The sequence below is a fragment of the Streptomyces sp. Sge12 genome (assembly GCF_002080455.1).
Lineage (GTDB): Bacteria > Actinomycetota > Actinomycetes > Streptomycetales > Streptomycetaceae > Streptomyces.
This window is the reverse complement of record NZ_CP020555.1, coordinates 7,111,015-7,124,246: the sequence shown is the minus strand read 5'-3', so window position 1 is coordinate 7,124,246 and position 13,232 is coordinate 7,111,015. Positions and strand designations below refer to the sequence as shown.

Annotated in this window: 13 protein-coding genes; 11 read left to right on the top strand and 2 right to left on the bottom strand. The window is 75.2% G+C overall.

Annotation, left to right across the window (positions count from 1 at the left end; all coding sequences use genetic code 11):
• Window positions 1-15 precede the first annotated feature (15 nt).
• The 8 genes from B6R96_RS31840 (at window position 16) to B6R96_RS31805 (ending at window position 6,924) form a co-directional block, all read left to right on the top strand.
• Window positions 16-1,476, top strand: coding sequence for a hypothetical protein (locus B6R96_RS31840; protein ID WP_081524381.1), 1,461 nt, complete (start codon window positions 16-18; stop codon window positions 1,474-1,476).
• A 47-nt stretch (window positions 1,477-1,523) separates the two neighbouring features.
• Window positions 1,524-2,822: an AAA family ATPase gene (locus B6R96_RS31835; RefSeq protein ID WP_081524380.1), complete on the top strand. Its 1,299-nt coding sequence runs from the start codon at window positions 1,524-1,526 to the stop codon at window positions 2,820-2,822.
• A 107-nt stretch (window positions 2,823-2,929) separates the two neighbouring features.
• Window positions 2,930-4,126 (top strand): vWA domain-containing protein, encoded by a 1,197-nt coding sequence (locus tag B6R96_RS31830; protein WP_053704456.1) that lies wholly within the window; start codon window positions 2,930-2,932, stop codon window positions 4,124-4,126.
• Between the two features lie 80 nt (window positions 4,127-4,206).
• Window positions 4,207-4,791, top strand: coding sequence for an RNA 2',3'-cyclic phosphodiesterase (thpR, locus tag B6R96_RS31825; RefSeq protein ID WP_081524379.1), 585 nt, complete (start codon window positions 4,207-4,209; stop codon window positions 4,789-4,791).
• Between the two features lie 56 nt (window positions 4,792-4,847).
• Window positions 4,848-5,228 carry a hypothetical protein gene (locus tag B6R96_RS31820; RefSeq protein ID WP_159396391.1) on the top strand — a complete coding sequence of 127 codons (381 nt, stop codon included), beginning with the start codon at window positions 4,848-4,850 and terminating at the stop codon, window positions 5,226-5,228.
• A gap of 149 nt (window positions 5,229-5,377) precedes the next feature.
• Window positions 5,378-5,800: a hypothetical protein gene (locus tag B6R96_RS38850; protein ID WP_335755557.1), complete on the top strand. Its 423-nt coding sequence runs from the start codon at window positions 5,378-5,380 to the stop codon at window positions 5,798-5,800.
• A gap of 51 nt (window positions 5,801-5,851) precedes the next feature.
• Window positions 5,852-6,460 (top strand): dihydroxyacetone kinase subunit DhaL, encoded by a 609-nt coding sequence (dhaL, locus tag B6R96_RS31810; protein WP_203351681.1) that lies wholly within the window; start codon window positions 5,852-5,854, stop codon window positions 6,458-6,460.
• Window positions 6,461-6,531: 71 nt separating this feature from the next.
• Window positions 6,532-6,924, top strand: coding sequence for a PTS-dependent dihydroxyacetone kinase phosphotransferase subunit DhaM (locus B6R96_RS31805; RefSeq protein ID WP_081525342.1), 393 nt, complete (start codon window positions 6,532-6,534; stop codon window positions 6,922-6,924).
• Window positions 6,925-6,960: 36 nt separating this feature from the next.
• Here B6R96_RS31805 and B6R96_RS31800 read toward each other — a convergent pair whose 3' ends face one another.
• On the bottom strand, window positions 6,961-7,347 hold the full coding sequence (locus B6R96_RS31800; protein ID WP_030384342.1) for an RNA-binding S4 domain-containing protein: 387 nt from the start codon (window positions 7,345-7,347) through the stop codon (window positions 6,961-6,963).
• 135 nt (window positions 7,348-7,482) lie between these two features.
• On the opposite strand from B6R96_RS31800, the gene B6R96_RS31795 reads away from it, so the two are divergent.
• From B6R96_RS31795 to B6R96_RS31785, 3 genes are all read left to right on the top strand, one after another.
• Window positions 7,483-7,878 (top strand): TOBE domain-containing protein, encoded by a 396-nt coding sequence (locus B6R96_RS31795; protein WP_030730138.1) that lies wholly within the window; start codon window positions 7,483-7,485, stop codon window positions 7,876-7,878.
• Between the two features lie 201 nt (window positions 7,879-8,079).
• Entirely contained in the window at window positions 8,080-8,871 is a 792-nt protein-coding gene (gene modA / locus B6R96_RS31790) for a molybdate ABC transporter substrate-binding protein (protein ID WP_081524376.1), read from the top strand.
• 154 nt (window positions 8,872-9,025) lie between these two features.
• Window positions 9,026-11,032 (top strand): ABC transporter permease, encoded by a 2,007-nt coding sequence (locus B6R96_RS31785; protein ID WP_081524375.1) that lies wholly within the window; start codon window positions 9,026-9,028, stop codon window positions 11,030-11,032.
• Window positions 11,033-11,154: 122 nt separating this feature from the next.
• Here the strand turns inward: B6R96_RS31785 and B6R96_RS31780 are convergent, their stop codons facing one another.
• Window positions 11,155-13,224, bottom strand: coding sequence for a SpoIIE family protein phosphatase (locus B6R96_RS31780; protein WP_081524374.1), 2,070 nt, complete (start codon window positions 13,222-13,224; stop codon window positions 11,155-11,157).
• Window positions 13,225-13,232: the final 8 nt, after the last annotated feature.

The window sequence follows — 13,232 nt, the reverse complement described above, 5'->3', positions numbered from 1 at the left end:
GCAAGGTGAGTGCTGATGCTCACTCCGACCGTGCACGAGGATTCCCGCCTCTCCTTCTGGCTCCGCGTACGCCGGTACGCCGTGCCTCCGTCCATGATCGAGACCGCGACCGTCCGCCGCTCCGCCGGGGACTGGGCCGGGGCCTGCGCCGCAGCGGGCGTCGACGTCGATCTCGATCTGCGCTTCCTGGCCCGCTCGCGCGGCCACGACCTCGCGGCCCGGATCCGGGCCGACCTCCGCCATCTCGCGCCCGACCTGCTGCGCTGGCACATGCCGCGCGTCGCCCCCGACGGACTGCTGCGCCCCGGCCTGACCGTGGCCCTGGCCCGGTACGACACGGACGCGCCGCCCGGCACCGCCGTGCCACCCGGCTCGGACGCGCGGGACGACCCGCGCACCCGCACCCGCCCCGTGTACCTCGTGGCCCGGACCCCGCCCGCGTGGGCGGACGGCGGGCAGCGGATCAGCCTCGCCCTGTGGGACGGCTCCCGCACCGCGCACGGCTCCTGGGGTGATCCGCGCCGCCCGGCCCGTCCCGACCGGCGGTTCCGCCTCGACCTGCACCGCCACCTGTGGGACGCCCGCCGGGCCGACGAGCTCAGGGTCCGCGCCGGGGCCGACCGGCGGCCCGCCGGCAGCCTTCCCGCGCCGGACCCCGAGCTCCTCGCGGCGCTCCCGCAGGGGCACCGGTGCGCCGTCGACCGCTGGGCGGCCGAGGCGGCGATCCTGCTCCGCGCCGAGGGCCGGGCCACCGGCGCCGTCACCGTACGGCCGGGGGCCGGGCGGCGGCTGCTGCTGGACCTGGTGGCGGACGGGCCGGGGCCGCCCGTCCTGCGGCTCGGGTCGGCGCCCGCCGGGCACGCCGCCGCCCTGCCGGTCCTGCCCGACGCGGCGGTGTGGACCCTGCCCGACCTGGAACTGGTCCGCACCGGATCCATCGAGGTCGAGCGCCTGCACCCGCTGGTCGCCTCGGCGTTGGCACCGGACCGGGCGCCCGGCCGCGCGCCGTGGGGTCCGCCCGCGACCGCGGACCCCGCGGGAGAACCCCGGCTCGTCGAGTGCCGGGGCGCCCGGCACCGTATCGGCCTCGTCGACGGGGTGCTGGCCGCACTGGACCACGACCCGGACGAGATCCGCCGGGAGGAACTGCTCGCCGCGCTGACCGGTACGCCGCTGCCCTGCCTGCGGGCCATCGACACGGCCCACCGTCAGCCGGACTGCCTCACCGGGGTCCGCGAACGTCTGGACCACGGCGACATCGCCGGCGCGCTCGCCGTGGTCGAAGAGCTGCTGGGCCCCGATGCCCTGCTGCGCGCCGGGGCGCTGCGGGACGAACTCGAGGCCGCCGCGGAACGGCGGATCGCCTACGGGCTCTTCCGATCGGGCCTGGCCGGCCCCGCACCCGGCCGGGTCCGCCCGGGAGAACACCGCCCCCGGAGCCACCGCCCCCACCCGCGCCGGGCACACGCCCGCTGACCCGGCCCGCGGGCCCACTCCCTCACGAACCCACAAGGTGATGACCCATGCCCTCGTACACCCCGTCCGCCACCACAGGCACCCCCACCACCACCGGTACCCGCCCCGAGCCGGTGCCCGGCCCTTCCGCCCGGCTCGACGTCGCCGACGCCCTGCTGACCCTGCTGCGCGACACCACCACCGAGCCGCGCCCCGACGACCAGTTGGAGGCGCTGACCCTGGCCGTCGCCGCCGACCTGCCCGTACTCCTGTGGGGTGAGCCGGGCATCGGCAAGACCGCGGCCCTGACCCAACTCGCCGAAGCCCTGGACCTGCCGCTGACCACGGTGATCGCCAGCGTGCACGAGCCGTCCGACTTCTCCGGTCTGCCCATCGTCGGGGACGACCCCGCCGAACAGGGCGTCCCGATGGCCCCGCCGGACTGGGCCGTGCGCCTCGTACGCGCCGGACGGGGGCTGCTGTTCCTGGACGAGCTCTCCACCGCGCCGCCGGCCGTCCAGGCCGCCCTGCTCCGGCTCGTACTCGAACGGCGGATCGGCTCCCTGCAACTGCCGCCCGGCGTCCGGATCGTGGCCGCCGCCAACCCGCGGAGCTCCGCGGCCGACGGCTGGGAACTGAGCCCGCCCCTGGCCAACCGGTTCGTCCACCTCCAGTGGACCCACGACCAGGACGTCGTGATCCGCGGCCTCGGCGGGACCTGGCCCCGCGCGACACTGCCGCACCTGGACGCCGCGAAGCTGCCCACGGCCGTGGACAGCGCCCGTCGCGCCGTGTGCGGGCTCCTCACCACCCGCCCCGCACTCGTACACCGCCTGCCCAGCAGCGAGGCCCGCCGGGGCGGCGCGTGGCCGTCGCCCCGCAGCTGGGACATGACGGTGCGCCTCCTCGCCTTCGCGCACGCGGCCGGCTCCTCCCGGGAGGTGCTCTCCATGCTGGTCAGGGGCACGGTCGGGGACGGTCCGGGGCTGGAACTGCTGGCCGTCCTGGACCGGATGGACCTCCCGGACCCCGAGGACCTGCTCGCCGACCCTGCGGGCGCCGACCTGCCCGAGCGCGGAGACCGGCGCCAGGCCACGCTCGACGGTGTGGTCGCGGCCGTCCGCAAGCGCCCGGACCGGGCCCGCTGGGACGCGGCGTGGGCGGTCCTGGTCCGGGCGCTGGAGACCGGAGCCCCGGACCTGGTCGTCGTACCCGCGACCACGCTCGCCGCGCTGCGCCAGGAGGACTGGGACGTTCCGGAGTCGATCGAGCGGCTCGCCGGAGTGGTGACCGTGTCCCGGCGGGCGGACCGGTCGGTGGAACGGGCGGCGGCCCGGACCGGCGAGCCCGTCGGGGCCGGCCGGTGAACGCGGAAGTGACGAGGGCACCCGGGACGCCGGAACGCGACGTCGACCCCGCCCTCGAAGTCGACCTCGGCCTCGACCTCGACCTCGACAAGCTCTTCGCGGCCCGGCTGCATGCCGCCCGGGTCCGGCCCTACCTGGCGACCGCGCTGTTCGCCCTGCACACGGTGGAATCGCGGCGGGTGCCGACGATGGCCGTCGACCGGCACTGGCGGTGCTACGTCTCGCCCCGGTTCGTGGACCGCACCCCGGTGGAGGAGCTCGCCGGGGTCTGGGTCCACGAGGTGTCCCACCTGCTGCGCGACCACCACGGACGCGGTGACCGGGTGGCCCGAGAGCGCGGGCTGACCGGTCCCGGGGAACGGCTGCGGATGAACATCGCCGCGGACTGCGAGATCAACGACGACGTGTACGGCGAGGGGCTGGTGGAGCCCGAAGGCGTACTGACGCCGGAGTTCCTGGGACTGGCCCCGGGCGAACTCATGGAGGACTACCTGCGCCAGTTCCGGCTGGGACCGCTCACGCAGGAGCTGGTCTGGCTGGACTGCGGCAGCGGCGCCGACGGACTGGAACGCGAGTGGGACCTGGGGCCCGAGGGCGCGCACGGCCTCAGCGCCCAGGAACAGGACGCGGTGCGCTTCCGGGTGGCACAGGGGATCAACGGCCGTCCCGGCAGCGCACCGGCCGGCTGGCGGCGGTGGGCGGAGGAGGCCTTTCACCCGCCGCAACCCTGGCGGGAGTTGCTGGGAGCGGCGGTCCGGTCGGCGGCCTCCGGCGCGGGTGCGGGCGAGGACTACAGCTATGCCCGGCCCTCGCGGCGCTCGGCCGCGGTGCCGGGTGCCGTCCTGCCGAGCCTGCGGCGCAGGCCGCCGCGCGTCTGCGTGGTCATCGACACCTCCGGTTCGGTCAGCGACTCCGAACTGGGCGCCGCGCTGCTGGAGGTCGCCGCGATCGCCCGCGCCGTGGGCGGCCGCAGCGACATGGTCAGCGTGGTGCCGTGCGACGCGGCGGCCCGGATCGTGCACCCGCTGTGCAGCGGCGAGGGCATCCCGCTGCTGGGCGGCGGCGGAACGGATCTGCGTACGGGCTTCGCGAAGGCGCTGGGCACGGGGCCCCGGCCGGACGTGATCGTGGTCCTGACCGACGGCCAGACGGCCTGGCCGGCCGCACGGCCCCCGTGCCGGACGGTGGTGGGGCTCTTCCCCCGGGCGGGGGCCGGCGGGTGGAGCGAGAACGATCCCGACTACGTACCGGACGCGCCTCCGGCGTGGGCCCGCGTGGTGACCATCGGCTCCGACGCCCGGTGACGCCGACGCGGGGGCACCAGGGCGTCGGGGCACGAGCCGGAAGATGACGGGAGGTGCCCCGACAGGATACGAAGACCCTCGTGAGTGAGAAGACCCAGGCAGCGACCGTCCGCGTGTTCATAGCGCTGGCCCCGCCCGACGACGCGAAGGAAGAGCTGGAGGAGCGGCTGCAGCCGGCCTACGCCGCGTACCCGCGCATGCGCTGGAACCGTATCGAGGACTGGCACATCACCCTGGCCTTCCTCGGCGAGCTCCCGGTCACCGCCGTCGAACTCCTGCGACCGCCGCTCGCGGAGCTCGCCCTGACCCGGCGCCCGCTGCGGCTCGCGCTGCGCGGCGGCGGGCACTTCGACGAGCGGGTCCTGTGGACGGGGATCGACGGAGACCTCGAAGGACTGCACCTGCTCGCCGCCGAGGTGCGCACCGCGGTCACCGGCTGCGGCATCCCCTTCCACGGCCGGCCGCTGCGCCCCCATCTGACGCTGGCGCGCTCCCGCCGCCACGACACCACCAGTGCGGTGGAGGCGGCCGCCGGGCTCGCCGCCTTCACCGGCCGCCCGTGGGAGACCCGGCGCCTGCACCTCGTCGGGAGCAACACCGGCCGCGGCCCCGGCCCCATCCACTACCGCGACATCCAGTCCTGGCCCCTGAGCGGCGAGGGCTGAGCGAGCCGCGCCGCCGCTAGGCTGACAGGTCTTCCGGACAGCGAGGGAGCCCGCCGGTGGACGTGCCAGGAACCGGTCGGCAACCGGGTGGGCAACCCGTCGAGTTGCCCTACGAGGAGATCACCGCCCCCGAGTACACGGCGCTCGCGGCCGCCCTCTTCACACTGGACGCGGGCGGACCGGACGGGACGGTGCTGCGCGGCAGCTGCCCGAGATGCGGGGCGGTCCTGGCGGCCCACGCGGCGCAGGCCGCGCTACGGGGCCTGCGCCTGCGCTCCTTCCCGGACGCCGTCCGGCGCATGGCTGCGGCTCCCCGGACCGGTGAACGCGTCGAACCGATGCGGTGCACCTGCGAGGAGCCGCATCCGGGCCGCCCGGAGGGACGGACCGGCTGCGGGGCGTCCTGGACCCTGCTGCTGACGACGGAACCCGACTGACCCGCCCCGCCCGCCCGCCGCCCGGCGGGGGCGGACACCACGCACCGGTCGCGGGGGCGGTGTTGATGCGTCAGGTGTGGCCGTGCGGGGCGCTCGCGAGCATGGCCACATCATCGTGAAGGTGACGGGCGTGACGCGGGAGGTCGGTGTTGAGGGAAGTCGACGACGTCGGCGGGTCCTGGAGCCGGGCGGCCCGCGAAGCGGTGGCGGAGCCTGTCCACCAGCGGGTAGAAGTCGCCGCCGGTGTCGCGGGCCTCCACCAGCCCGTCCGTGACCAGCAGCAGCACACCGCCCCGGGTCAGCCGCCGCTCCAGCCGCGCGGCGAGGGCGGGCAGGTCCTCGGCCTCGTACGCGGCCTCGCGGGAGCTGCCGAGGATCGCGGCGACCGTACGGACCGCCGGGAGCCCCTTGCCGTGTACGTCGCCGATGATGGCGCGCTCCCCGACATGGGTGGAGCGGACGCATGGTGCACGGCCCCGGGCCGTCCGCTGCGCCGTCCAGCGGCGGACGAGGAACTGCTGCGGCTGTGGGACGCGCCCGTGCAGGCTGCGGCGCTGTGCCGGGGCCGCTGAACGTATGGTGGCGGTGGGATCGGCCCGACAGGTGCGAGGCGAGGAGAACCAGTGCGTGACGCAGACTTCTTCCGACGCTGGATGGCGGTCGCCGCGGCCGCGGTGGAGCGCGAGGCGGACCGGCTGACCGAGCTCGACTCGCCCATCGGGGACGCCGACCACGGGAGCAATCTGCTGCGCGGCTTCACGGCGGTGGTCGCCGCCCTGGAGGCGGAACCCCCGTCGGCGGGCCCGGGCGCGGTGCTCCAGCTGGCCGGGAGGACGCTGATCTCCACGGTCGGCGGGGCGTCCGGACCGCTGTACGGGACGCTGCTGCGGCGCACGGGCAAGGCTCTCGGGGAGTCCGCCGAGGTCTCGGACGCGGAGCTGCACGAGGCGCTGGCCGCGGGGGTCGGCGCGGTGGCGCAGCTGGGCGGGGCGGCGCCGGGCGACAAGACGATGCTGGACGCACTGGAGCCCGGGGTGGCCGCGCTGGGCACCTCGTACCGGGCTGCCGCGGTCGCGGCGGAGAACGGGGCGCTGGCGACGGTACCGATGCAGGCGCGCAAGGGGCGGGCCAGCTACCTGGGCGAGCGGAGCATCGGCCACCAGGATCCGGGAGCGACCTCCTCCGCCTTGCTGCTGGGTGCGCTGGCGGACGTGGCGGAGGGTGCGCAGTGACGGCCGCGCAGCAGCACCCCGGTTCCGCATCCGACCCCGGCGCCGGCCCCGAACCCGGCTCCGGACCGGCCCTGGTGGGCATCGTGCTGGTGTCGCACAGCGCGCCGGTCGCGGAGGCGGTGGCCGAGCTGGCGCGCCAGCTGGCGGCGGGCGGGCCCGTGGCCCCGGTGGCCGCGGCGGGCGGGACGGTCCTGGGCGGGCTCGGTACGAGCTCGGAGCGGATCATCGAAGCCGCCAGGGAAGTGGACCGGGGCGCCGGGGTGGCGCTGCTGGTCGACCTGGGGAGCTCCGTACTGACGGTGAAGGCACTGCTGATGGAGGACGAACTCCCGGCGGGATCCGCGCTGGTGGACGCGCCGTTCGTCGAGGGGGCGGTGGCCGCGGTGGTGACCGCTTCCACCGGAGCCCCCCTCGCGGCGGTCGCGGCGGCCGCCACCGAGGCGTACACCTACCGCAAGGCCTGATCCCGCCCGGCGGGCACCGCGACCCGGCGGCGCCCGCTACGGGCGGCCGCGGAGGGTCTCGATCTCGCGGCGTTCGCGCTTCGTCGGGCGGCCCGCGCCCCGGTCCCGGATGCCGACGACGGCGGCCTCCACCGGGGTCGGCGGCGGCGGGCTGTTGTCGATCAGACATTCGGCGGCGACGGGGGCTCCCACCCGCTTGGACACGGGCCGCTTGACGACGACGATCCGCTCGCGCCCCGCGTGGAAGAGCCGTACCTCGTCACCCGCGCGCACCGGCTGCGCCGGCTTGGCGCGCTCCCCGTTGACCTTCACGTGGCCCGCCCGGCAGGCGGTCGCCGCGGTCGAGCGGGTCTTGGTCAGGCGCACGGACCAGATCCACGCGTCCACCCGCACGGTGCCCGTTTCCGTTACCTCTTCAGCCATGCCCCCGACTCTATCGAGGCGATAGCCACGGGGCGGAACGAGTTTTGGCAGATACACCAATCGGTATGGCATCTGCCATGGAGATCACCCCAAGAGAATTGCAAATGCGCCACATGTGGCCTTACGTTGTCGCCCATGCAGTCCTACACCATCGGACAGGCAGCGCGTCTGCTGGGCGTCAGCCCGGACACGGCGCGCCGCTGGGCCGACGCCGGCCGGGTCGTGACCCATCGCGACGAAGGCGGCCGACGTCTGATCGACGGGCGCGATCTGGCCGCCTTCTCCGTCGAGGTCGGCCAGGGCGCGCACCTCGAGGACGGGGAGCCGTACACCTCGGCGCGCAACGCGTTTCCCGGCATCGTCACGGCCGTCAAGCTCGGCGACGTGGCCGCCCAGGTCGAGATCCAGGCGGGTCCCCACCGGCTGGTCTCCCTGCTCACCCGTGAGGCCGTCGAGGAGCTCGGGCTGGAGGTCGGCATGCAGGCCACCGCCCGCGTGAAGTCCACCAGCGTGCACATCGACCGCACCTGATCCGGACGGCGCCGCCCGCCGTCCGCCGTCCACGCGGTCCCGCACCACCCGCCCGCCGCCCACCGCCGTTCCCCGCGGCCGCCCGCACCACCCGCTCGGCGTCACCGTACGTCCCCACCCGCTCCGCCCGTCACCGGCGCGGGTCACCACCACGCGTCCGGCACCAGGCCGGCCGCCGACCCGACCGAGGAGCACCTGCTCATGTCCCCGATCACGATCCGCCGCCGTACCGCCGCCGTCACGCTGACCGCCGCCCTGCTCGTGCCGCTGGCCGCCTGCGGCAAGGGCGAGGACAAGCCCGCCGCCGACGCCGGCTCCACGCCGAAGGCCGTGAACCTCACGGTCCTCGCGGCCTCCTCCCTCACCGACGTCTTCAAGACCGCGGGTGCGGAGTACGAGAAGACCCACCCCGGCACGAAGATCTCCTTCTCCTTCGCCGGCTCGCAGGAGCTGGCGGCCCAGGTCAAGCAGGGCGCTCCGGCCGACGCGCTGGTCACCGCCGACACCAAGACCATGGACGGGCTGAAGGCGGAGACCGGCAACGCCACCGTCATCGCCAAGAACCGTCTGGTCATCGCGGCCGGCAAGGCCAACCCGTTCAAGATCGACGAGCTGAAGGACCTCGCCGACACCAAGATCAAGGTCGTGCTCGCCGCGCCCGAGGTCCCGGTCGGCCGCTACAGCAAGCAGATCCTCGACGCCCAGAAGATCGAGGTGAAGCCGGTCTCCCAGGAGCCCAACGTCCGCGCCGTGCTGAGCAAGGTCGAGCTGGGCGAGGCCGACGCCGGTCTCGTCTACAAGACCGACTCCGCCAAGTCCGGCGACAAGGTCGTCACGGTGGACATCCCGGACGCGCAGAACGCCGTGGCCTCCTACCCGGCCGCCACGCTGAAGGCATCCAAGAACGCCGAGGACGCGGCCGCGTTCGTCACCTGGCTGAGCACCCCCGAGGCACAGAAGATCCTCCAGGACGCGGGCTTCCAGAAGGCGTAACCGCGACCGCCGGCCGCGACCGGCCGCACGCACGGGGCTGCCTGGACCGGGGGGACGGGCAGCCCCTCTCCGTGTTTCCGCGCGGGCGCGGCCCGGATCCTGCGACCGCCGCATACGCTTCCCCCGCAGCCGAAACCCCCAGCCAGGAACCCTCATGAGCAGACTCAGCACCCGGCCCGGCAAGCGCACGCGCACGCGCCCCGGCACCCGCACCCGAACCCGGCCCCCGCTGGCCCTGGCGCTCCCCGCGCTGCTCGCCGTCGCGTTCCTGCTGCTGCCTCTCATCGGCATCCTCGTCCGCACCCAGTGGGGCGAGCTCGGTACCCACCTCACCAGCCCCGGCGTGGTCGAGGCCCTCAAGCTCTCGCTGTTCGTCTCCCTGTGGGCGCTGGCCCTCTCCCTCCTCCTCGGCGTGCCGCTGGCCTGGCTGCTGGCCCGCGTCGAGTTCAAGGGCAAGGCCCTGGTCCGCTCGCTCGTCCTGCTCCCGATGGTGCTGCCACCGACCGTCGGCGGTGTCGCCCTGCTCCTCGGTTTCGGCCGGCGCGGGCTCCTCGGGCCCTGGCTGGAGGGCACCTTCGGGATCACCCTGCCGTTCCACACGTCGGGCGCGGTCGTCGCGGCCACGTTCGTCGCCATGCCGTTCCTGGTGATCAGCCTCGAAGGCGCCCTCGGCGGGCTCAGGCCAAGCTACGAGGAGACCGCCGCCTCGCTCGGCGCCTCGCCCGTCCGGGTGTTCTTCACCGTGACCCTGCCCATGGTGGCCCCCGGCCTGATCGCCGGTGCGGCGCTGACCTGGGCCCGCGCCCTGGGCGAGTTCGGCGCGACCATCACCTTCGCCGGGAACCTGCCCGGCACCACCCAGACCCTGCCGCTCCAGGTGTACCTGCTGCTCCAGGACCAGCCCGAAGCCGCCACCTCCGTCTCGCTGTTGCTCCTGGCGATCGCCATGGGCGTACTGGTCGCCCTGCGCGGCCGCTGGACGGGCACCCCGGTCGCCCGCGAGGCGGCGGTGGCGCCGCCGGGCCCCGAGGACCCGGCCGCCCCGGACTTCGGCCCCGCCGCCAACGGCCCCGCCACCACCGCCGCCACCGGTACCGCCGGCGCCCCGCCCCCGTACGACGGCGGCCACTGGCCCCTGCACGCCGTCGTCACCGGCTTCAACGAACTCGCCCTCGACGCCGCGCCCGGCACCACCATCGCCGTCGTCGGCGAGAACGGCGCCGGCAAAACCACCCTGCTGCGCGCCCTCCTCGGCCTCACCCCGCGCGCCCACGCCGAACTGCGGCTCGGCGACACCGACGTCACCGCCCTGCCCCCGCACAAGCGGCAGGTGGCCTGGGTCCCGCAGGACGGGGCGCTGTTCCCGCACCTGACCGCCGTGGCCAACACCGCGTACGGGCTGCGCGCCCGCGGGGTGCCGCGCGCCGAGGCCCGCCGCGAGGCCCGGGCCTGGCTGGACCGGCTCGGCGTACTGCACCTCGCCGACCGCCGGCCCGCCCAGCTCTCCGGGGGCCAGGCCCAGCGGGTGGCCCTGGCCCGGGCGCTGGCCGCACGCCCCCGGCTACTGCTCCTGGACGAGCCGCTGGCCGCGCTCGACCAGACCACGCGGGCGCGGGTGCGCCACACCCTGCGCACGCACCTGGCCGGCTTCGGCGGGGTCTGCCTGATCGTCACCCACGATCCCGTCGAGGCTGTCTCACTGGCCGACCGGGTCCTCGTACTGGCCGACGGCCGGGCCCTGCAGGACGCGCCGCCCGCCGAGGTGACCCGGCATCCGCGCTCCCCGTGGGTGGCCCGCATGCTCGGGCGCAACGCCTGGCCGGGCACCGCGTCCGCCGACGGGCTCGCCCTGGCGACCGGAGGTCGGCTGGTGGCCGCGGAGGCGCTGCCCGAGGGGACGAGAGCACTGGCGATCATCGCTCCGGAGGCGGTGTCGGTGCACCGGGAGCGCCCGGGCGGCAGCCCCCGCAACGTCTGGTCGGGGACCGTACGGGAGATCACCTCGGTCGGCAGCCGACTGCGCCTACTGATCGCCTCCGACGAGGCACCCGACCTGGTCGCCGAGATCACCCCGGAGGCGGCGGCCGAGCTGGGCGTCGCGGACGGCGTCGCGGTGTGGACGAGCGTGAAGGCCACCGAGGTCACCCTGGTGAGCCTCTGAGGCGGCGGACGCCAGGGGCCCGGTGCCGTGCCGGGGGAAGAGGGCAGCGCGCCGCTCCCGGACCGGCGGGCCGGCCAGCCGGTCGGTCGGTCGATCGGTCGATCGGTAGGTAGGTGGTTTCCTTAGCCGTCTTCCTCGGGAGCGGCCAGGACGAACTCGCACCACACGCACTTCCCGCCGCCCCGGGGCTCCACACCCCACTCGTCCGCGAGCCGCTCCACCAGCATCAGCCCGCGCCCCGACACCGCCCAGTCACCCGCCTCGCGCCGCCTCGGCAGGGCGCTGCTGGTGTCCTCGACCTCGATCCGGATCCGCCCCTGCGCCGTGAGCCTCATGCGGACGTGCCCGCCGCCTTCCGTGTGGACCAGGGCGTTGGTCATCAGCTCGTCCGCCGCCAGTTCGATCTCGTCGGCCCGGTGCCGCGCTCCCCACGCGGAGACGGCTGCCCGGATCAGGTGCCGGGCCAGCGCCGGGGCCTTGGCGTCGCCCGGTTCCAGGCGGTGGTTCAGCGGGCCGCCACCGCGCGCGACCGGGGTACCGCGGCGACGCAGCACGAGCAGGGCCATGTCGTCCCCGCCGCCCGAGTCCCCGACCAGGTCGCACAGCACGTCGGCGAGCTCCTCCACGTCGATCGGCCCGCTGTGGACCGCCGCCATGAGTTCCCGCATGCCGGAGTCCGGTTCCGCGCCGGGGCGTTCGATCAGGCCGTCCGTGCACAGCAGCAGGGTGTCCCCGGGGTGCAGTTCGAGGGTGGTGACGGGATAGCCGGAGCCGGTGCCGGTCTGCTCGCGGGGCGGCAGGCCGAGCGGCAGCCCGCCGGCCACCTGGACCCGGTGGACGCTGCCGTCACCGCGCCGCACGACCGGGTCGAGGTGCCCGGCGCGGACCATCCGGGCCATCCCGGTGGTGAGGTCCACCTCGGCGTAGGTACAGGTGGCGAACCGTTCCGTCTCCAGTTCGCGCAGGAAGGCCGAGGCCCGCGCCATCGCCGCACCGGGGGTGTGGCCCTCCACGACGTAGGCGCGCATCACGATGCGCAGCTGTCCCATGACGGCCGCGGCGTCCGTGTCGTGCCCCTCGACGTCGCCGATCATCACTCCGACCCGGCCGTCGCCGAGCGGGACCACGTCGTACCAGTCGCCGCCGATGTCCCGTCCCATCCGGGCGGACCGGTACCGTACGGCGATCAGCGCGCCCGGCACCTCCGGGATCCTGCGGGGCAGCATGGCCCGCTGGAGCCCCTCGGCGAGGTCGTGCTCCTGCTCGAAGAGCATGGCGCGCTGGAGGCTCTGTGCGACGCCGCTGCCGAGTGCCATCAGCAGGTTCCGCTCCTCGGCGGTGAAATCGCCGTCCCGCGTGTAGAGCAGCCCGAGCGCGCCGACGGGCCGCCCCTGGGCGATCAGCGGCAGGTAGACGCCGCTGCGGACGGACAGCGGCTCGATGTACGGCCACAGCTCCGGGTAGCGCCGCTGGAACTCCTCGCGCGAGACGAGGAAGACCGGCTGCATGGTGCGTACGGCCTCGCTCATGGGCAGCCGCGCGTCGATCCGGGTGTACTCGATCTCCGGCACGTACGAGCCCAGCTGTCCCTCCGCCACCAGGTGGATGCGCCCGCCGTCGACTACGCCCAGCATCACGCTGACCGCGCCGAGATGCCCGAGGGCCTGCGGGTCCTTGAGGATGTCGGTCACGTCGTTCACGGTGCGGGCGTGGGCGAGGATGGCGGTGGTCCGCTCGACGACGCCCGTCATCCGGCGGCGCCCCTCGATCTGCTCCCCGCCGGCGCCCGGCTCGCCGGGGTCGTGGGCGGCGTCGCGCAGGATCCCGATCACGCGGTACGGGCGACCGCCCGGGTCCCGCAGGATGTGCCCCTGGATGTGGGTCCAGGCCGCCGAGCCGTCGCGCCGGCGGCTGCGCACGTACGCCCCGTAGTGGCTTCGGCCGTCCTTGATCGCCTGGGCGACCCGGGTGTCGAGCCGGGCCTCCTCACCGGGCACGAAGCACCGCCGGAGCCCGTCGGGCGTCCCGTCGAACTCGTCCGGGGGCAGGTCCAGTACCTCCAGGGCGGTGGGATCGAGATACATCCGCCCGCTGTCGAGGTCCCAGTCGAATGTGCCCATGCGGTTGAGCGCGAGGCTGGTGTCCGGCCGCGCCGGCCAGTCGACGGCGGGGTCCTCCGCCCTACGGCCCATGCAGCCAG

Bases quoted from the DNA above. Each gene is read 5' to 3' on its own strand.
- B6R96_RS31840 (WP_081524381.1), top strand. From the start codon at position 16: ATGCTCACTCCGACCGTGCACGAGGATTCCCGCCTCTCCTTCTGGCTC.
- B6R96_RS31835 (WP_081524380.1), top strand. From the start codon at position 1,524: ATGCCCTCGTACACCCCGTCCGCCACCACAGGCACCCCCACCACCACC.
- B6R96_RS31780 (WP_081524374.1), bottom strand. From the start codon at position 13,224: ATGGGCCGTAGGGCGGAGGACCCCGCCGTCGACTGGCCGGCGCGGCCG.
- B6R96_RS31800 (WP_030384342.1), bottom strand. From the start codon at position 7,347: ATGGCTGAAGAGGTAACGGAAACGGGCACCGTGCGGGTGGACGCGTGG.
- modA (WP_081524376.1), top strand. From the start codon at position 8,080: ATGTCCCCGATCACGATCCGCCGCCGTACCGCCGCCGTCACGCTGACC.
- B6R96_RS31785 (WP_081524375.1), top strand. From the start codon at position 9,026: ATGAGCAGACTCAGCACCCGGCCCGGCAAGCGCACGCGCACGCGCCCC.
- B6R96_RS31795 (WP_030730138.1), top strand. From the start codon at position 7,483: ATGCAGTCCTACACCATCGGACAGGCAGCGCGTCTGCTGGGCGTCAGC.